At 34.8% G+C, this 19,856-nt stretch carries 16 protein-coding genes and 1 pseudogene; 7 read left to right on the forward strand and 10 right to left on the reverse strand.

The window, feature by feature from the left end; translation table 11 throughout:
• Positions 1-26: 26 nt before the first annotated feature.
• Positions 27-989, reverse strand: coding sequence for an acetyl-CoA carboxylase carboxyl transferase subunit alpha (gene accA / locus ACNART_RS01435; RefSeq protein WP_100158242.1), 963 nt, complete (start codon positions 987-989; stop codon positions 27-29).
• A gap of 305 nt (positions 990-1,294) precedes the next feature.
• Here accA and ydeE point away from each other — a divergent pair, with 305 nt between their 5' ends.
• Positions 1,295-2,482, forward strand: a complete 1,188-nt coding sequence (gene ydeE, locus ACNART_RS01440; RefSeq protein ID WP_196532712.1) for an efflux MFS transporter YdeE — start codon at positions 1,295-1,297, stop codon at positions 2,480-2,482.
• A 76-nt stretch (positions 2,483-2,558) separates the two neighbouring features.
• Here ydeE and nifJ read toward each other — a convergent pair whose 3' ends face one another.
• Together nifJ and ACNART_RS01450 are read right to left on the reverse strand one after the other, a co-directional pair.
• Positions 2,559-6,113: a pyruvate:ferredoxin (flavodoxin) oxidoreductase gene (gene nifJ, locus ACNART_RS01445; protein ID WP_368926753.1), complete on the reverse strand. Its 3,555-nt coding sequence runs from the start codon at positions 6,111-6,113 to the stop codon at positions 2,559-2,561.
• A 174-nt stretch (positions 6,114-6,287) separates the two neighbouring features.
• Complete coding sequence (locus ACNART_RS01450) at positions 6,288-7,067, reverse strand: helix-turn-helix domain-containing protein (protein WP_232797448.1); 780 nt, start codon at positions 7,065-7,067, stop codon at positions 6,288-6,290.
• 287 nt (positions 7,068-7,354) lie between these two features.
• Between ACNART_RS01450 and ACNART_RS01455 the strand changes: the two genes are divergently transcribed.
• Positions 7,355-7,912, forward strand: a complete 558-nt coding sequence (locus ACNART_RS01455) for a GNAT family N-acetyltransferase (RefSeq protein WP_368926751.1) — start codon at positions 7,355-7,357, stop codon at positions 7,910-7,912.
• Between the two features lie 65 nt (positions 7,913-7,977).
• On the opposite strand, the gene ACNART_RS01460 is transcribed toward ACNART_RS01455, so the two are convergent.
• The 4 genes from ACNART_RS01460 to ACNART_RS01475 form a co-directional block, all read right to left on the reverse strand.
• The gene (locus ACNART_RS01460; RefSeq protein WP_349443131.1) at positions 7,978-9,261 is read right to left on the reverse strand and encodes a cystathionine gamma-synthase family protein; all 1,284 of its coding nucleotides are present in this window, start codon (positions 9,259-9,261) and stop codon (positions 7,978-7,980) included.
• Positions 9,262-9,544: 283 nt separating this feature from the next.
• Positions 9,545-10,345 (reverse strand): MetQ/NlpA family lipoprotein, encoded by an 801-nt coding sequence (locus ACNART_RS01465; protein WP_102086722.1) that lies wholly within the window; start codon positions 10,343-10,345, stop codon positions 9,545-9,547.
• Positions 10,346-10,561: 216 nt separating this feature from the next.
• Positions 10,562-11,095: a carbapenem self-resistance protein CarG family protein gene (locus ACNART_RS01470; protein ID WP_416303416.1), complete on the reverse strand. Its 534-nt coding sequence runs from the start codon at positions 11,093-11,095 to the stop codon at positions 10,562-10,564.
• Between the two features lie 206 nt (positions 11,096-11,301).
• Positions 11,302-11,679: a lysozyme inhibitor LprI family protein gene (locus ACNART_RS01475; RefSeq protein ID WP_102086720.1), complete on the reverse strand. Its 378-nt coding sequence runs from the start codon at positions 11,677-11,679 to the stop codon at positions 11,302-11,304.
• A gap of 551 nt (positions 11,680-12,230) precedes the next feature.
• Between ACNART_RS01475 and ACNART_RS01480 the strand changes: the two genes are divergently transcribed.
• Together ACNART_RS01480 and ACNART_RS01485 are read left to right on the forward strand one after the other, a co-directional pair.
• Positions 12,231-13,319 (forward strand): alpha/beta hydrolase family protein, encoded by a 1,089-nt coding sequence (locus ACNART_RS01480; protein ID WP_368926747.1) that lies wholly within the window; start codon positions 12,231-12,233, stop codon positions 13,317-13,319.
• A gap of 212 nt (positions 13,320-13,531) precedes the next feature.
• Positions 13,532-13,777 (forward strand): annotated as a pseudogene (locus ACNART_RS01485) (EamA family transporter); the annotation flags it as partial.
• Positions 13,778-13,833: 56 nt separating this feature from the next.
• On the opposite strand, the gene ACNART_RS01490 reads toward ACNART_RS01485, so the two are convergent.
• Together ACNART_RS01490 and ddlA are read right to left on the reverse strand one after the other, a co-directional pair.
• The gene (locus ACNART_RS01490; protein ID WP_198625630.1) at positions 13,834-14,220 is read right to left on the reverse strand and encodes a VOC family protein; all 387 of its coding nucleotides are present in this window, start codon (positions 14,218-14,220) and stop codon (positions 13,834-13,836) included.
• A gap of 25 nt (positions 14,221-14,245) precedes the next feature.
• Complete coding sequence (gene ddlA / locus ACNART_RS01495) at positions 14,246-15,346, reverse strand: D-alanine--D-alanine ligase (RefSeq protein WP_198619508.1); 1,101 nt, start codon at positions 15,344-15,346, stop codon at positions 14,246-14,248.
• A 201-nt stretch (positions 15,347-15,547) separates the two neighbouring features.
• Between ddlA and ACNART_RS01500 the strand changes: the two genes are divergently transcribed.
• From ACNART_RS01500 to ACNART_RS01510, 3 genes are all read left to right on the forward strand, one after another.
• Entirely contained in the window at positions 15,548-15,979 is a 432-nt protein-coding gene (locus ACNART_RS01500; protein WP_180949070.1) for a helix-turn-helix domain-containing protein, read from the forward strand.
• A gap of 139 nt (positions 15,980-16,118) precedes the next feature.
• Positions 16,119-17,294, forward strand: a complete 1,176-nt coding sequence (locus ACNART_RS01505; RefSeq protein ID WP_102086716.1) for an MFS transporter — start codon at positions 16,119-16,121, stop codon at positions 17,292-17,294.
• A gap of 380 nt (positions 17,295-17,674) precedes the next feature.
• Positions 17,675-19,423 carry an ABC-F family ATP-binding cassette domain-containing protein gene (locus tag ACNART_RS01510; protein ID WP_102086715.1) on the forward strand — a complete coding sequence of 583 codons (1,749 nt, stop codon included), beginning with the start codon at positions 17,675-17,677 and terminating at the stop codon, positions 19,421-19,423.
• Between the two features lie 59 nt (positions 19,424-19,482).
• On the opposite strand, the gene yqfB is transcribed toward ACNART_RS01510, so the two are convergent.
• A complete protein-coding gene (yqfB, locus tag ACNART_RS01515; RefSeq protein WP_102086714.1) occupies positions 19,483-19,803 on the reverse strand; it encodes a N(4)-acetylcytidine aminohydrolase in 321 nt (106 codons plus the stop codon).
• Positions 19,804-19,856: the final 53 nt, after the last annotated feature.

The following is a 19,856-nucleotide window of genomic DNA, read 5'->3' on the forward strand; positions in this document are numbered from 1 at the left end:
TTCATTTTCTTTTCACTCGTTAATAATTAACAGTAACCATGAGACATGAGTTTTTGATAGCGTTTATCTAAAAGTTCTTCGGTTGAATAGCTTTTTAATAAGGCTAAGTCAGTTAATAACTGTTGTTTAAGAAATTCGGCAGCTTGTTGATGATCTCGATGAGCTCCACCTAATGGCTCTGGAATAATGGCGTCGATAATACCTAATGATTGTAATTTAGGTGCTGTCATTCCCATGGTTTCTGCCGCAATTGGCGCTTTATCAGAACTTTTCCACAGAATAGATGCACAGCCTTCTGGTGAAATTGCTGCATAAGTACTGTATTGCAGCATATTAACTTTATCACCAACACCAATAGCTAGCGCACCTCCAGAAAATCCTTCACCAGTAATAGTGCAAATAATAGGTGTTTTTAATCGTGACATTTCAAGAATATTACGTGCGATAGCTTCAGCTTGTCCGCGCTCTTCAGCACCAACACCAGGGTACGCTCCCGCAGAATCAATAAAAATAATTACGGGTAGATGAAAGCGCTCCGCCATTTTCATTAAACGTAATGCTTTTCTATAACCTTCTGGTGACGGCATACCAAAATTGCGAAGAATTTTCTCTTTTGTATCACGCCCTTTTTGCTGCCCAATCACCATAACTGGCATTTTGTCTAAACGCGCTAAACCCGCAACAATCGCTTTATCATCGGCATAAGCTCTATCACCCGCCAACTCCTGAAAATCAGTAAAAACCGCTTTAATATAGTCAAGGGTATATGGACGCATTGGGTGACGAGCGAGTTGCACAATTTCCCAAGCACCTAAATCAGTAAAAATAGATTTTGTCAGCGAAAGGCTTTTTTGCCTTAAACGTGCGATTTCTTCATCTAAATTAATACCTGTTGGTTCATCTTGAGATTGCTTAAAGGTGAGCAATGCATCTATTTTTTCGTCTAATTCAACAATAGGTTTTTCAAATTCAAGATGAATAAAAGACATAACGACCTCAGATTTAATTCAGTAAATAAAACAATGATTGGCTCAGTTTAGAAAAAATAACAATGTGTTAATAGATTGGAATTTGATAAACACTATTATCAAAAATGGGATAATTGAACATTACAACAAGATCAGCAAGAAAAAAGATAAGATCAAAAAGAGCTTTTTTTCTGACTTTAAGCTATACAGTAATTACTAAGTTATGTATTAATATACAGTGCGAATTTGTTCTTTTTTTCACCCGTAAAAAATCGTACGAATTATAAAACACGCCATAAAATACAAATAATTAGAATAAAGATAATATGTTCTCAAAAAAAACACGCTCAACAGCTGCACTGCTATTTTCATCACTTCTTCTTACAATAGGAAGAGGTGCAACATTACCGTTTATGGCTATCTATTTGTCGAGGGAGTATCAATTACCTGTCGATGATATTGGTATTGCCATGTCTATTGCATTAACAACGGGGATTTTCTTCAGCCTTGGCTTTGGCATGCTTGCTGATAAATTTGAGAAAAAACGTTATATGATCCTTGCAATTCTAACGTTTATTTTTGGATTTGCTGCAATCCCTCTTGTTCATAGCACTATTTTAGTCGTTATCTTTTTTTCTGTGATTAACTGCTCTTATTTAGTGTTTTCAACCGTATTAAAAGCGTATTTTGCCGAAACCTTATCAGTTTCAGCAAAACCTAAAATATTCTCTCTAAACTATACCTTTATCAATATGGGATGGACGGTGGGGCCCCCTATCGGCACCTTATTATTAATGTATGGAACACAATTACCTTTCTGGCTTGCGGCTATTTCGGCAACATTTCCACTATTTATGATCCAAGTTTTTGTTCAACGCTCAAAAGCGGTGAATACAGATGAAGAAAATAGTGTGAAATGGGATCCGAAAATAATGCTAAAAGATAGAGCATTAAGTTGGTTTGTACTCTCAACTTTTTTCGGTACATTAACGTTTGGCTCTTTTGCCTCATGTATTTCGCAATATATTTTAGTGGTTTACGATGCAAAATTAGCAGAGTCTGTTATCGCCGTGGTATTACCTGTAAACGCTGCCATTGTAGTCTCTTTACAATATATAGTGGGTAAACATGTTACCGCAGAAAGGCTACGTAAATTAATGACATTAGGTACGTTATTTTTTATGACAGGCTTACTTGGCTTTATGTTTGCTGGTGACAATTTAATCTTTTGGGCACTAGCTATCGCTGTGTTTACCTTTGGTGAATTAATTTATGCACCAGGCGAGTATATGATGATTGATAACATTGCACCGTTAGGAATGAAAGCAAGTTATTTCTCTGCACAGTCACTCGGTTGGTTAGGTGCGGCACTTAATCCACTTGCCAGTGGTTTTATTTTAACTGCATTTCCGCCCGCCTCTTTATTCGCTATTTTAATGGTGGTTTCTGCATTGGCTTGGTTTTGTATGATCCAAGGTATGAATGCCAGCCGAAATAAAATGATATCTGTTTAATATATTAGGTATTAATAAAATCATAACCCCCCATCTTACGAGTGGTTATGATTTTTAGCCGAGTGGGATTTATAGTTTATTCAGTCTCTGACTTTATGCTTTTTTCTGCCAATAGATTAAGTAAAGCATATTTCTTTTCAATATTACGTTGTGCTTGATTCGCTAATGCCATTGCTTTATCAGGATAGATTTTAAATAGTCGACTAAAACGTTGCTCTTTATTTAACACCGCAGAAGCGACTTGGTTAGGAGCTCTTGAATCTAGCGTTAACGGATTTTTGCCCTCTTGTTCACGGCGAGGATCAAATCGATAGAGAGGCCAGAAACCTGATGCAGTCAGTTGCTTCATTTGTTCATAGCTAAAGGCCAAGTCATAACCATGCTCTTCACAAGGACTATAAGCAATAATCAGTGAAGATCCTTGATAGGCCTCCGCTTCTTGAATGGCTTTAATAGTTTGGTTCATTTGAGCACCAATAGCGATTTGAGCAACATAAATGTTGCCATACATCATCATGGTGATACCCAAATCTTTGCGAGCTTTATTTTTTCCATCCTCACCAAATTTAGTAATAGCGCCCATTGGGGTTGCTTTAGATTGTTGTCCACCAGTATTGGAATAACATTGTGTATCTAACACCAGTACATTAACGTTTTCACCGCTACTCAATACATGATCAAGTCCGCCAAAACCAATATCATAAGCCCAACCGTCACCGCCAACCATCCATACAGATTTTTGCATTAAATAGTGCGCATCATGGAGTAACTCTTTGGCTAGTGGATCACTACTGTGACCTAATAAGGTGGATAACTCATTAATTCCATTGCGTTTATCCTGATTAGAATTATTCGTATCAGTCAACGTTTGATAAAGTGAAGCGGGTATTTCTGTTGCAAATCGATTTAATAAGCGCTCAACACGTTTTTTATGCTGATCTAAGGTGAGACGAAAACCTAGACCAAATTCGGCATTATCTTCAAATAAGGAGTTAGCCCAAGCAGGCCCTCTGCCTTCTCTGTTTGTGGTATAGGGTGTGGTTGGGAGATTACCACCGTAAATAGATGAACACCCTGTGGCATTTGCAATTAATAATTCATCGCCATAAAGCTGAGTTAATAATTTAATATAGGCGGTTTCACCACAGCCAGAACATGCACCTGAATATTCAAATAGTGGCGTAATTAATTGTGATGTCCTGATATCTATTTTTTCTAATTCAGAAGGATGTAAATCAGGTAATTGATTGAAGAAATTGAAGTTTTGTTTTTCTTGTTCTAATACACCAAGCTTTTCAATCATATTGATCGCCCTGATGTTTGGATCTTGTCTGTCTTTGGCTGGGCAAACTTCATAGCATAAGTTACAGCCAGTACAATCTTCAGGTGCAACTTGTAAAATATAGTCTAACCCTTTCATTTCACGAGATTTTACAGGAAGTTTTTCAAGGGTTATTGGTGCATTTTCTAACAGGCTAGGCTTGGTCACTTTAGCGCGAATAGCAGCATGAGGACAAGCGGCAACGCAATAGTTGCACTGTGTACATAAAGACGGTTTCCAGACAGGAATAAATTCAGCAATATTACGTTTTTCCCATTGTGTTGTGCCAGTTGGCCATGTGCCATCAGGTGGAAATGCCGAAACAGGTAAACTATCACCAAGCCCTGCTATCATTATGGCGGTGACTGTTTTGACAAAATCAGGCGCATTATCAGCGACAATCGGGGATTTATAAGGACTTTCGGTTAATACAGCCCCAACAGGAACGCGCTCTAATGCAGACAATGTTTGTGAAATCGCCATTAAGTTCGCATTGACCAATGCTTCGCCTTTATTTTGATAACTTTTAATAATTGTCTTATGCAGATAATCATTTATCTTTTCGGCAGGGAAAAGAGATGTTAAGTGGAAAAATGCTGTTTGCATTATGGTATTAATTCGTGCGCCTAATTGGCATTCACGCGCAATCTTATAAGCATTAATAACATAGATGCGCGCTTCTTTTTCAATAAGTAGCGCTTGAACTTCTTGCGGTAATTTAGCCCAAACGGTTGGCGCTGAATAAGGGGTATTTAATAGAAGTGTGCCCCCTACTTTTAATTTCTCAACAATTTGGTATTTATCAATAAACTGCCATTGGTGACAACCAATAAAATCAGCCTGTTTAATGAGGTAAGTTGAGTTAATAGGCGTTTGACTGATCCTTAAATGAGAAACAGTTAATCCACCCGCTTTTTTTGAGTCATAAACAAAATAGCCTTGGGCATATAACGGTGTGTTGCTACCAATAATATTAATATTATTCTTAGTCGCAGAAACAGAACCATCACTACCTAATCCATAAAAGAGTGCGCTAAGTTTATGATGTTCAGGTAATTTGGCATCCATAGGCATAATTGATAAATGTGTTACATCATCATAAATACCAACAGTGAACCGACGTTTAGGTTTAGATTGCTGTAATTCTTTAAACACAGCCATAACACAATCTGGATCGAATTCTTTTGAAGATAATCCATAACGACCAGAAATAGTCAGAGGCAATATTTCACGTTCACCTTGATGATAGGCTTCGGCAAATGCCGTAATAACATCAAGATAGAGAGGTTCAGCCTGTGCGCCTGGCTCTTTAGTTCTATCAAGAACAGCAATAGACTCAACTGAATTTGGAATAGCATCAAGAAAATGACACGCCGAAAATGGGCGATAAAGGTGTACACAAAGTAAGCCGAGTTTCTCGCCTTGTGTATTGAGCATATCAATAACTTCTTTACAAGGACCCGCGGCTGAACCCATTAGAACAATAATTCGTGTAGCTTGAGGATGCCCATAATATTCAAATGGCTGATAAGTACGCCCAGTTACTTTGGCAAACAAATTCATTGCCTCTTCAACATGTTGATAACCACTGTTATACCAAGGGTTCGAGGCTTCTCTAGCTTGAAAATAAGTATCAGGATTGGCGGAAGTTCCTCTTATCACAGGCGATTCTGGCGATAATGCACGTTGGCGATGAGCTTCAATCGCAGAGTATGGGATAAGCTGCTTGAGTTCATCATCAGAAATAGACATTATTTTATTCATTTCATGTGATGTTCTAAATCCATCAAAAAAATGAACAAATGGAATACGGCTATTGAGCGTTGCTATCTGCGCAATCACCGCAAAGTCTTGCGCTTCTTGCACACTATTGGCACAAAGTAGCGCACAGCCCGTTTGTCGTATTGCCATTACATCCGAATGATCACCAAAAATAGACAAAGCATGTGTTGCGACAGTACGTGCAGCGACATGCAATACAAAAGGCGTTAATTCCCCTGCTATTTTATAAAGTGATGGGATCATTAATAATAATCCCTGAGATGAGGTAAATGTGGTGGCTAACGCACCTGTTTGTAATGCACCATGAACCGTTGCTATCGCACCGCCTTCGGATTGCATTTCCATTAATCGAGGTATATCCCCCCAAAGATTGGGCTGGTGAGCAACTGCCCAACGATCAGCATATTCCGCCATCGTCGAGCTAGGTGTTATGGGATAAATAGCAATAACTTCATTTAAGCGATAAGCGATAGAAGCAACAGCTTGGTTAGCATCTGTTGTGATATAAGGGTGCAGTTTATGACTCACAATAATTACCTTTGTTGTTGATCTTTTTTCTTATGCTTTTGAAATTAGCAGAAATTAATTACAAGGAATTATCGTATTTGTGGCTCAAGAGCGATTTATTTGCCAATTAGATGATTTTAGTCAACATTGGCAAATAAATAAAATTGTTATTTAACAATGAATTAAATAATAGTTTTATTGTCGTTGGTGTTGTTTACGGTAACCAGATAAAGAATTACCCGTTTCTCTTTTAAAGTATCGGCATAAATAAGAGGGATCATCAAAATGGAGCTTCACTGATAATTCATTTACCGACAGCGAAGTGCGCATTAATAACGCCTTTATTTCAAGGATAACTTGACGATTAATCAAAGCCTTAGGCGCATCATTAAAGAATTGCTTTGTTATTTGAGATAAATAAAACGGTGTAATGTTAAGCTGATTTGCATAAAAAGCCACCTCCCTATGTGCTAAACAATGCTTGCCAATCAATTCCCAAAACTGCCAGCAGAGCTTTTCTTTACGACTAAATTCTTTTTTGGCGATAGAGAAATGAGCGGGTATTGATTCAGTAATAGCAAAAAAGAGATTTTGTAAGTGGTTTTTTAACATTAATTTTCTGTGTTCAGAATAACTGCTATCTATATGTGTTAATTGTTGAATCCATCTATTTAAGGCTTCATATTGTTCTTTATGTGGATGGCAAATAGGGTTGTCATGGAGAAAAGCAAATAAAGTATTTGAAAGAGAATAAGCAATTTCTGAAGCAAAAGATTTATCGAGAAAACAATAGAATAAGCGAAAATTCGCTGATTTTCGACTCAAAACCGCCATCATATCATCGCCTAAAATAAGAATATCATTCGCTTTGATCACCTGTTTTTGAAAACTAATATTGATTACCGCCCTCCCTTCTAAGCAAATCATGACTACGATATAGGATAATGGTAAAGGATAACCTATTTCATTCATCATATTACTTTCACCCATAATGGCATATTGCGGTGAAGTATTAAGTTGTGACAATACTTGGTTCAGCATAAATCCATTACCTCTTTTGCTCCTGACTTAACCCACTTTATGTTTTTATATTTGACGATATTGAACGTAATAACAAGTATCCCCTCTCATTTAGTTGTCAAAAGTACCGATTTTACCTCTTTTATGACATTCGGTTTTTTAGTTGTTTTCTTTAGAATACATACATCTTAAAGACGTAAGATAATTTGCAGAATATTTGAAAACTAAGAGAAGTTATTGAAATGAAAATATTAAAAACAGAGAGACTTATATTACGACCATGGAAACTTTCTGATGCGTCAAGTTTGTATCAATATGCAAAAGATGAACGCGTTGGCCCAATTGCAGGTTGGCCAGTGCATAGAAGTGTTGAAGAAAGTACCGAAATTATTCGTACTATATTTATGCGTGATGATGTTTATGCCGTTACGTTAATTGATGATGATCTTGTCATAGGCTTAGTTGGATTATCTTTCGCAAATGAGAGTAATTTCCCTATTGGGGATAATGATGCTGAAGTTTCTTATTGGATTGGTGTTCCATTTTGGGGCAAAGGTTTAATACCAGAAGCCGTAAAAGAAATCAGTCGGTATAGCTTTGAAACACTGGAATTAGATAATTTATGGTGTGGCTATTTCGCTGATAATGAGAAATCACAAAAAACACAAGAAAAATGTGGATTTAAATTCCATCACGTCATTGAAGAACAGTACGCAGAATTTTTAGATGAAGTGAAAATTGAAAATATTTGCCGCTTAACTAAAGATGAGTGGATTGAAATCCAAAAACAAGTCTATTAAAACAAAACACCAGAGTGTGAAATTCACATTATCTGGTGTTTTTTAATATTAACAGGGCAATTTAATTAAGCACTTGCTAATGCTTGGGATAAATCAGCAATTAAATCTTGTGGATTTTCTATCCCAATAGATAAACGAATAGTGGTGTCTTGAATGCCAATGCTATGTCGTAATGTTATTGGTACACCCGAATGCGTTGTTGAACCTGGATGACATGCTAGAGATTCCGTTCCCCCCAGACTTACTGCAAGTTTAAAAATTTTCATTGCATTAAGAAAACGGAAAGCTTCACTTTCTCCACCTACAATATCAAATGAGAAAGTTGATCCCGCACCTGTACATTGTTTAGCAAAAAGCTGGGCTTCAACAGAATTTTTATCAGCAAAAGGTAAATAATGAATTGTTTTTACTTTTTCATGATCACGCAGAAACTCTGCAACTAATAATGCATTCTGATTGGCTTTTTCCATTCTAATTTGTAACGTTTCTAAAGAACGGCCTAGCATCCAGCAAGAATGCGGATCCAGTTGTGTCCCTATTGCTCCTCTTAATAATCTGATTTGATTAATAAGTTCACGAGAGCCCATTGCGGCACCAGCGACTAAATCTGAATGCCCACCAACATATTTAGTTAAAGAATAGACTGAGATATCAGCACCTTGTTCTATCGGATGTTGATATACAGGGCCAAGTAATGTGTTATCGCAGACAATAATAGGACGATAGCCTTGCACTTTTTCTAATTGATCAGCAACGTTTTTTAATGCTTCAATATCGACTAATGAATTAGTTGGGTTTGCGGGAGTTTCTGCAAAAATAACGGATACACGCCCTTTTTGACAGGCTTTATCTGCTTGTTCTTGAATAAGTGAACGGTTTAGCCCATCAGTAAATGGTGTGGCTTGGATCCCAAATTTAGCAAGTGTTTTGGCAATTAACGTTTCAGTTCCGCCATAAAGTGGCTGTGAATGTAAAATAACATCACCGGGCTGCGTTAATGCCATTAATGTTGTGGTAATTGCGGACATTCCTGATGAAAATAATACACAAGATTGCGTATTTTCATAAACCGCCAGTCTGTCTTCAACAATTTCACTATTAGGTTGATTAAAGCGAGAATAAACTAAACCGGCTTTTTCACCTTCTGGTAAAGGTTTTCTACCACTTACGGTATCAAAAAAAGCTTTACCCTCTTCAGCACTTTTAAAAATAAAGGTGGATGTTAAAAATACAGGTGGTTTAACTGAGCCTTCAGAGAGTAATGGATCATAGCCATAACTCATCATTAGTGTTTCTGGTGATAGTTTATGCTCGCCGATATATTGTTTTTTCAGTTGAGAGTCAGTCATTTTTTTATTTCTTATGTTTAATGAAGGATCTTTATCATACTGAAAAAAATTCATGTTGTTAGAATGTTTTATATAGAATAAAAACCAGTAGTTATATAAACATAACGCGTTTAAACATAAAAATAACGTTAAATAAAAGGTTCTATTTGTTGAGTGATATTTAATCAAGGTAATTTGACTAGATAAAAGTTGATTATTCTAGTTAAAAAGAAGGAAAAAACAGTAGGATAAACTTAAAGATAAAAAGAATGAGTGCCTCTTTTTACCTTTAAGTTAAGGGCGGTTACCAAGCTCTTACCGCATCACCTTTATACATTTCTTTGAATTTTAACTCGATTTGTCTTGAATGCAGAACTGAAACCAGTTTTTTTATATTTTCATCATTTTTGTTATCTTCACGCGTAACAACAACATTAGCATAAGGTGAATTTTTAGTTTCTAAGATCAGCCCATCACGAGTCGCAATGAGCCCAACTTGAGATGAAAAATTATTGTTGATTATAGCCATTGTGATATTTGGATCATTTAATGCTTCAGTCAGCTTAGGTGTGTCGACTTCAACAAAAGTGATTTCTTTTGCGTTATAGATAATGTCATCTACTGTTGGCGTGAAACCAACATCATCATTAAGAGTAATGAGATGATTTTCTGCGAGTAATAAAAGGGCACGCCCTTTCATGCTGACTTCATTTGAAATTGCAACGACATCACCAGACTTTAATTCATTTATATCGCTAATTTTTTTAGAGTATGCGGCTAAAGGAAAGATATACGTTTTGCTGGCAATATGAAATTGGTAGCCATGTTCTTTTATTTGAGCTTGAAGATAAGGAATTGATTGAAATACATTCGCATCAACTTCTTTATCGTTCAATGCCTTATTAGGCTGAACATAATCATTAAAAGCAACAATCTCAACATCTAACCCTTCAGTTAATTTCGCTAAACGAATTACTTCATCCCAAATCACTTGATCAGGCCCTGTATTAATTGCCACTTTTACTTTATGTGTATCTTCTTGTGAGCAAGATACAGTAAATAGTGATATTGAGGCTAGAAGTAAACCTGTAATAATTTCCTTCATATCTTCCTCTTAAACAGACTTTGATAAAACAGCGCCATAAAAATCATTTTGATTAAGAAATATCCTAACAGTAGATTAATAACAAGGAACAAGAAATGATACAAGTACCCAATGCATATAAAGAAAGGAATATTATTTATATTTACACAATGTGTTGTTTTATAAAACAAAAAACAACACGTCATAATATGATGTGTTTGTTATTTAATTGTAGGTTTATTCATTAATAATTTTGTTTATACAATTATCAGAATACGCATCTTCTACACTAAGATAAGATGATTCAGTTACACAATAGCTATTAAATTGCCATTTAAATTGAATTTCATCACCTTTTTTATTTTCTAAAATAGAATAACTTGAAAAGCGGATTGGAGTGGCTTTTTGTAGGTTGTTTCCTACTTTTTCAGCACTTAACAATACAACGTGATTTTTTTTCTCAATAAATTTGAAATCAGAGATGGTGATATCTGTACCTTTAATCTTATTGTTAAAAAGACTCAAAGCATTAGCATATATGGACGGAACAATATAAACCTTTTGATCACTTCCTTTGATATAAACCGTTGCCAGATCAACAGAGGTTGAATCATTTAATGCTCGTCTAGATTTAACGACAACATCAGGAACACCATCACCATTAAAATCGATAAGATTTACTCCATATTCAAGTTTAATATCTACTGCTGTTGAAGCAAATGGCAACGATAAAAAAAGTAATCCTAGCCCAAGTTTTAATATATTCTTCATTGAATTCACTTCTTTTTTTGCTTATTACTTGCACATCAGACTACTTTGTAACAGTGATTAGTCAAGGGGTTTTATGTTTCAAAATAATACAAAATTTACATTTATATTATTTATAAACTATTTTCATGATAACCACTATACTTATTTGACTATTATAAAAAGAATATATTTTTAGTGGTTATATTTTTTAGATTGAACATTTTTCTTTAATATAGAGCAATATAATTTTTAAGGTCGCTAATTCTTTCTTTTGTTTTATCTTTTAAACAACTGCTATATACCATTGGTGCTAAACTGCCACCTTGATAATAGTCAGCTTCATATTGGCAAGAGAGGTCTCTAAAATTAATCCAAACCAACTGGGCTTGTTTAAGCTGATCTTTTCGATCACCGTCTAATTTAGCGTAATATTGTTGATAAATATGGTTAAGTTCTTCATCTTTTTGCTGAAAATCTTGATGTACACATTGATTAATTTCAGTTTGAGTCGCCGCATTTCGACAATCAAAATTATCTGCTTGTAAATGTATAGACCAAAATAGTATACCGCCAGATATTGCACCGAATAGGATAAGTTTTTTCATCACACCGTCCGTTTTTTGATTAAAAATATCGCTAAAGATATTTACTTCATTCCTTTACTACTTAATTTAAAAGATAAAAACAAAGTAAGCCATTTATCATTTTAGCAATATTTCTTACATGACAATTACGTGAAGATAACGCAAAAATACTCTATTTTAGATAATCCGATTTAGACAACAATATTTAACCTTGAGTAATTATACTGATATTTTGTTTAGAGAGAATATCTATTTAATAAAAATTTAAAAAAATGATAACTCAATATCTCTTTTCTTTAACAATAAATGTCATTTGTAAAAAAACTAAGTAAAACAGTAGTTATATTCTATTGTTTGTTTTTTTGTAGTGAATCACGTTTATTGAAAATATCTAATCAATTTTACTTTAATAAGTAACTCGTCTTACCAGTTTCTATTTAAGCAAATTTTAATAAAATCATTTTAATTAATTAGACTAACCAGTCTAATTGGTACATATTATATGAAATAGAGACATAAATGATTTATTTATATTACTCACGGGTCTACACCCATAGTGGATTTTTCAAGATATGAAAAAATGTTTCAAATCAATTTGGTTTTATTTAGGATTTATTGTACTTCTTTTTGTGATTATCATTAGTCGTGACCAGTATTCTGATTTTGAATTGGATGATCATGCCTTAGCGATAACCCCGATTAATTTTACTTCTAAAACAGATACTTTATCTGGAACATTAATTTTACCTAATCAGAATAATATAAAAGCAGTTGCTATTTTTGTTCATGGTGATGGTGCTCAAGATCGCTTTTCAAATAGTGGATATTTGCCATTAATTAATAGCTTGCTGGATTCTGGCATTGGTGTGTATACATGGGATAAAGCCGGTGTAGGAGAGAGCCAAGGAAATTGGTTGCTTCAATCTATGCAAGATAGAGCAGATGAAGCACAAATAGCATTAAAAATTATTCAAAAAAAATTTACTCATACAGATATTAAAGTTGGTTATTTAGGATTTTCACAGGCTGGATGGGTTATCCCTATTGCAGCGACGCAATCTAAACCTGATTTTTCCGTTATTATTGGTGGAGCTGTGAATTGGCGAGCTCAAGGCGTTTATTATCAGCAAGTACGTTTAAAAGCCGACAATATTGATGATAATGAAATTTCTCGAAGAGTCTCAGAGCAACTGCAACAAAATGATCGTGTGTTTGGTATTAATGGTAACCATGATATTTCAGCGCAAGGAGATATGTCTGACGATCGTTTCTATTTTGTTGTTCAAAACTATTTAAGTGATTCATCTCAATATTTACCGCACATGAATGGGCGGGTACTGGCTATGTTTGGTGAGTTAGATCTTAATGTCGATGCTCCAAAAAACGCATGTTTATATAGAACACTATTAGGAAATCATGTAGATAAAACAGTCACCCTATTCCCCAATGCTTCTCATGGTTTATTAAAAGCGCCTTTCTTTAATTACCAGTTAGATAATCAATGGCCTTGGTGGAAGCAGATGCTTTTCATTTATCAAGGTCAAGATAGTTATTCCCCAGATGCTTTAAATTACTTAACATCGTGGATCACTGAAGAGACGACAATATCTTCTGATTACATTGATTTTAAATGTGAAAATAGGAATACAAATTTAAAATAAAATGTAAATAACGCCTAAATGAGAGTTTCTCCTTAGGCGTTAAAGTGTAAAAAATATATTATAAATCAATTTGATACTCAATGATTTCTCTGATTTTTATTAATGCATCACGCAATAAATTAATATCAATTGAAGCTAGTGCAATACGAATTGCATGAGGAATATTGGTCGTTGTGGCATAAGGCTCAGCGGTTGCAACAGATATTTGTAATATTAGTGTTTCAGCATGGGTAGGCTTAGGCTATGTCTCGCTTTTTAGTATGTTGATTGGCTTTATATTTTGGTACAAAGGATTATCACAAGGTGGGATCGCGGCAGTAGGACAACTTCAATTATTACAACCATTCTTTGGCTTAGGTTTAGCCGCTGTATTACTTCATGAATCTGTCAATTTATTGATGTTGTTAGTCACCATTGGTGTTATTTTTTGTGTCGCTGGCTCAAGAAAATATGCTTAATTAAAGCTTGCTTTAAAAAACTAAAAAACACGCTAAATAGGGTTATTTAGCGTGTTTTATTCTTCAATTAAATTGGCAACTTCAAGCAAGTTATTATCAGGATCACGTAAATAAACCGATATAATAGCGCCAGTTGCACCCGTTCTAGGAACTGGCCCTTCTTCTATCTCTACACCTTGCTGATTTAAATGCTCAATAATCTCTGATAACGGTGTTTGTGTTAAAAAACACAAATCAGCCGAACCTGCGGTTGGTTTTGCTGCTTTGGGAAGAAATTCCTTTCCTAATTGATGAAGATTTATTTTTTGAGAACCAAAAGTGAGTGCTTTGCGTCCTTCTTTAAACGTAATAACGTTAAAGCCTAATACGCGGTGATAAAAATCACAGGTCATCTGAATATCAGCAACCGTTAATACCAAATGATCAAGGTGTGTAATTTTCATCAAGCTCTCACTTTTTATACATCAATTAAAGTTCACACTTCGTTTTTAAAACAGCCGTTTTTCTATGGTGATCTAGTGCTAACTCAATTAATTTAGTAATTAATGATTGATAGCCTAAACCTGCACTCTGCCATAATTTTGGATACATACTAATATTGGTAAAACCAGGTAGTGTGTTTATTTCATTGATCACAACACGATTATCTTGAGTTAAGAACACATCTACACGAGCCATACCTAAGCAATTAAGAACACGGTATGCTTTTAATGCAACTTGGCGAATATTCACACTCGTATTTTCTTCCATTACCGCAGGGACAACGACTCTAGCACCGTCTTCATCGATATATTTTGTATTATAGGCATAGAAAGCATCGTTTAATACGATTTCACCACAAGGGCTAACTTCTGGATCCTCATTACCTAAAACAGCACACTCTATTTCACGACCTACAATAGCACTTTCAACAATCACTTTAAGATCGTATTCAAAAGCCATTGCTAATGCAGCGTTGAATTCTTCTTCATTATTAACTTTGCTAATTCCTACAGAAGAACCTAGGTTTGCAGGCTTAATAAATAAAGGAAGTCCTAATTGACGAACCATTTCGTTGTAAGGAATATCATTAATTTGATGCGCCATAATAGTAATAAATGGCGCAACCGCTAATCCGGCACCATCAAGTAGGCGTTTAGTAATATCTTTGTCCATACAAGCAGCTGAACTCATGATATTTGGTCCTACATAAGGCATATCAATCATGTGTAATAAGCCTTGGAGTGTTCCATCTTCACCGTACGCACCATGGACAATTGGGAATACAACATCAATTTGAGGTAATGCCTGGCCATCTTCAAGTGAAATAAATTGGTTTTTTACACTACCAGGAATAATAGCAACCGCTCTTAAAGGTTTGCTTAATGAAATAGTTTTAGGATTATCGCTATTTAGTAAATAATCAGTTTCTGAATATTCATGCCACTGACCTTGTTCATTAATACCGATTAAGCAAAGGTCGAATTTCGTTCGATCTAATTCATTAATAATGTTTTTTGCTGACTGTAATGAAACTTGATGTTCTGTGGATTTACCACCAAAAATAATAGCGACTCTTAATTTACTCATTTTCTAACCTTTTATAGGACAGCTATAGCGAATAGGTAGCAATATATCATGATAAAAACTCCCAATGTAGGTGGATAGTTCTTATCTGCGAAAAATTACGATAAAATGATGAAATTCTATGATTTAGAGTGTTAAAACATCACTATTTCAAGTTATAGAGTTTCTCTAACGATGACCATGCTATAGAAAAAGAGTAATGCCATGACTGATATAAAACAACCGATTGAGATGGATATTACTGAAGTTGCAAAAGCAACGGGACTCGCCTCTTCCGCGATCCGTTATTATGAGAAAAAAGGGCTTATTCATTCGATAGGTCGCAAAGGACTTAAGCGCGTATATCATAGAGATGTTCTGACTCGTTTAGCGTTAATCTCTTTGGCACAACAAGCTCATTTTTCTTTAGATGAAATAGCCCAACTGAGTCTTAATCAAAAAGTACCTGAAATTGATAGAAATATGGTGCGCTCAAAAATTGAAGAAATTGATATTAAAATTAGTGAATTAATTCAGTTACGAGATGGATTAGAGCATATTTTATTTTGTCCTGAAAAGAATCACTTTCAGTGCAAGCATTTTCAAGATGATCTCGCATTAAGTTTAGAAAAGAATAAGAAACGACTGCTTGAATAATCGACACAATTTTCATTTTTAATAATAAAAACAATATATTAAAAACAACCTTGATCAAACTGCCTTTCTATTGACTTGAAGTTAACTTCAAGTTGTATGATACAAATTCTTTCTTTATTTGTATCAGTGGAGACCTTTTATGCCTAAATCAGTTTGGTGGTTGGCATTTTCTTTAGCACTTTTTATTACAGGCAATGCATTAGTCCTTTCTGTCGCCGTTGTTATTGGTGAACAACTTGCTAAAGATCCTATTTATTCAACAGTTCCATTATTAAGCCAATATATTGGTATTATTTCAGCCACCATTCCTATGGCCTACTTTATGATGAAATATTCACGTAAAGCGGGCTTTATTATTGGTAATCTTGCCGGTTTAATTGGTGCTTTATTTGCTATTGCTGGAATATATTATCAAAATTTAATTTTATTTTCGGTAGGCACATTATTTACGGGTGTTGCGATTGGTACAGCACAACAATATCGATTTGCGGCTATTGAAGAAACACCCCCTAATATGCACGCAAAAGCGATTGGATTAGTCATGAGTGGCGGTATTATTGCTGCTATTATTGGCCCTACCTTAGCGGTTGTTACTCGTCAATTTTTTGCTAATTATCCTTTTATTGGTCCTTTTCTTTCACTTACGGTTATTTATATTTTAGCGTTTATTCTGTTGTGGAAAATTCCATTAAAAAAAGTAGTTAAATTAGTAGCAACACATAAGGAAAAATCCAGAAGTTATTTGCAACTTTATCGCCAGCCACTGTTATTTCTAGTCACAATAGTAAGTGCATGTGGTTATGGTATTTTAGTTTATATGATGGCTGCGATCCCGCTATCTATGAAGCAAAATGGATTTGAATTTGCCACCATTGCTTTTGTATTTCAATGCCATATTTTGGGAATGTTTGCGCCTTCATTTATTACAGGTCAACTGATCCATCGATTTGGTGTAAAGAAATTCTTTTTCTCTGCAATTATTTTACTTATCATCGCATTAGTGATTAATTTAACGGGAATAAGTTTTTATCACTATTTTATCAGCTTTGTTCTTGTTGGAATTTCGTGGAATCTAAATTTGATTAGTTCAACACATTTATTATCCAATACTTACCTACCTCATGAGCGAGCAAAAGTACAAGGAACTAATGATTTTCTGATTTTCTTCTTTGGTGCAGTTGGAAGCATTACGGGAGGTGTCGCCTTTTATCTCATCGGTTGGCAAAATACGAATATCATCAGTATTGTCATTAGCGTCATTATTTTATTGATTGCGATAAAACTACGAAAGTACTTACCTGTTACAACACAATAGAACAACCATGTTAAAACCTGAAAATTAGAGTAGATAAAACGATCCTTTATTTATTCATAATTATCTTAAACCCGCTTAAATAGCGGGTTTTCACACAAAATGACACCTTTTACCTCTTTTATAAGATTGTATGTTGTAACTCTATCTTGATAGAATCACACTACCGATTAACTTTTAAACTTAGAGAAGGAGGCTAATTATGTTTTTGTGTGATCTTATTAAATACTCACACTTCTTTGGTAATCGCCACAGCTCAGGCTTTCACAGTAATTTACTGCGTTAACCTGCCTGAGCGACGTTAACTATTACCTCTCCTCAGCTTACAGGGTTATCGCTTGATATTGCCCAAGGCGTTTTTACGCCTAAAGAATGAGTAAGCTATGAGCACATTATTATCTACACAAAATCTGTCTTTCCATAATAATCACGGTTTATTATTAAACGATATTTCTTTAGCACTGATTAAAGGTGAGAAGATTGGTTTAATTGGTTATAACGGTTGTGGGAAAAGTACTTTATTAAAATTACTTTCACATCAATTATCACCAAGTTCGGGTGTTATTTCTGTCGCTAATCAAACGGTTATGGCGTATATAGAACAACACTTACCCACTGAATTACAGTCAATGACTTTAATGGATGCTGTACTTCATAAATTACCTGAAGAATACAGATCATCTGAAGGCTGGCGAGCTGAATTATTGCTAAGTGAAATGGGATTTAAACTTCACGAAAAAGATCTCCTTGTTTCGCAATTAAGTGGTGGTCAACACACTCGTTTATTATTAGCGAGAGCGTTAATTATTGAGCCTGATTTATTATTACTTGATGAACCAAGTAACCACCTCGATTTACCCACTATTTTATGGTTGGAAACATTTTTAAAACAGTGGCGTGGTAGCTTCATTCTAGTTTCACATGATAATACGTTATTAGACAACGTAACGAATTGCACATGGATTATTCGTGATAAATCGCTATCTATATTTCGGTTACCCTGCTCTCAAGCTCGAGTTGCACAAGAAGAGCAAGATATCAGTGCACAACATCGCTATGATGCACAACAAAAAGAGATAGATAGAATAGCCCAAAGTGCGAAACAACTCGCAATATGGGGGCACGTTTATGATAACGAGAATTTATCTCGTAAAGCTAAACAGATGGAAAAGCATATTGTTCGTTTAAAAGATGAGCAAACTGAAGTGACGTCTGGAAATCAATGGGTATTACAGTTTTCTGGTACGGCATTACGTGCTGATAGGCTCTGCGAATTAAATCAACTTGCTGTTATTCCTGCTGAAAATACACCCGTTTTATATACTGTTGAAAATCAGCGTATAAAAAGTGGTGATCGAGTAGCAATAATTGGGGCTAATGGAACAGGTAAATCATCATTATTAAAAATGATTTGGTCACTTAGTTTAGTTGAGATAAATGAACAAAATGCAATAAAGCTGCATCCCCGAGTTGAATTGGGTTATTACGATCAAAAAATTGCTCAATTAGTTGATAATGATACCCTTTCTGATGCATTAAAACCTTTTGCACCATTAACGGATGAACAGAGAAAAATGGCGCTTATTAGTGCTGGCTTTGTTTATACGCGCCACGGGCAGAAAGTGAGTACATTAAGTGGTGGTGAACGAGCGCGTTTATTGTTTGTTGGCCTGAGTTTAGCAAACTATTCTTTATTAATGTTGGATGAGCCAACAAACCATATTGATATGGAAGGCAAAAAGGCATTATCTGAACAAATTAGTCAATTTCCCGGTGGTGTTTTATTAGTTAGCCATGATAGGGAATTGATTGAAAATAGCTGTAATCGTTTTTGGTATATTCATAATGGTGTTTTAACAGAACATCATGATATTGAAGCGATTTATCAGCTTATTGCTGAAGAAGAAATGCCAGAAACTCTGCTAGTGGATAAACTCAATAATTTGCAGAATATCTCATCAGTTCCATTAGTTTCACATCATGATGATGATGAAAAACTCTTTAAGTTAATTGAGCTAGAAGAAAAATTAGAGGCCGATTTAGCACGTAAAATTAACCATCAAAAACCTGCTTTGCAAGCACAATGGAAATTAGAGATTAACCAGCTAAAGCAAGCACTTAATTTGATTTAAGATAGATAAGATTTTGTTTAAGCAAAAAGGATCACGCTGTGATCCTTTTTTATTTATTCTTATCTTACTAATTGATATTCAATAAGATATAAAGATTTCGTTGTCGGATAAATATCTTTGATAAGCGCTTTCAACACTGGAAGTGTCATGCCTTCCTGTTGTGCGTGATACTCATTGATATCATCATAACGTAAAGGAGATACCGCTATGATTTTCAATTTTCCATAATGAGTACGATGTTCATTAGCAAATAATTCAACAATGCTTCCTGGTTTGTAATTACTTTCACTTTCATCTCTGATAGTAATCACTTTTTTTTCTTCAAGAATGGAAGGGATCAAACGTTCAAAAAAAGTAATTTCTGTTGGTATTGCTGACATAATATTGACTCATAAATTTATTGATAAATTACTGATTATCTTATCATGCAATA

The sequence above is a fragment of the Proteus sp. LHD240705 genome, from assembly GCF_047921555.1.
Classification (GTDB): domain Bacteria; phylum Pseudomonadota; class Gammaproteobacteria; order Enterobacterales; family Enterobacteriaceae; genus Proteus.